The following is a 348-nucleotide window of genomic DNA, read 5'->3' as shown; positions in this document are numbered from 1 at the left end:
GTGGATCAGTCCATCGAGGTGGTCCGCCGCCGCATCGACAGCCTGGGCACCCGAGAGCCATCCATCACCCGCCAGGGCACGGACCGGATCGTGGTCCAGGCCCCGGGCGAGAGCGATCCCGAGGCGTTGGAGCGGGTCATCGGCCAGACCGCCCAGCTGACCTTCCAGATGGTCGACCACGACAATTCGGTTCAGGAAGCCATCGCCGGCCGCGTGCCGCCTGACGCCGTGCTGATGCAGGACGAGTTCGGCGTTCCCCTGCTGATCAAGCGCCGCATCCTGGTGTCCGGTGAAAACCTGACCCGCGCCAGCGTGGGCTCCGACCAGTCGGGCCGTCCGGCCATCGAC

Annotated in this window: 1 pseudogene; it reads left to right on the top strand. The window is 68.7% G+C overall.

The annotated features are described in order from the left end of the window. Positions 1-348, top strand: a pseudogene (locus FLQ44_RS00935) (hypothetical protein); the annotation flags it as partial.

This window comes from Vogesella mureinivorans, from assembly GCF_007644035.1.
GTDB classification, from domain to species: Bacteria; Pseudomonadota; Gammaproteobacteria; order Burkholderiales; family Chromobacteriaceae; genus Vogesella; species Vogesella mureinivorans.
Note: the sequence above shows the minus strand (reverse complement) of the source record. Positions and strands in the feature narration are given on the sequence as shown.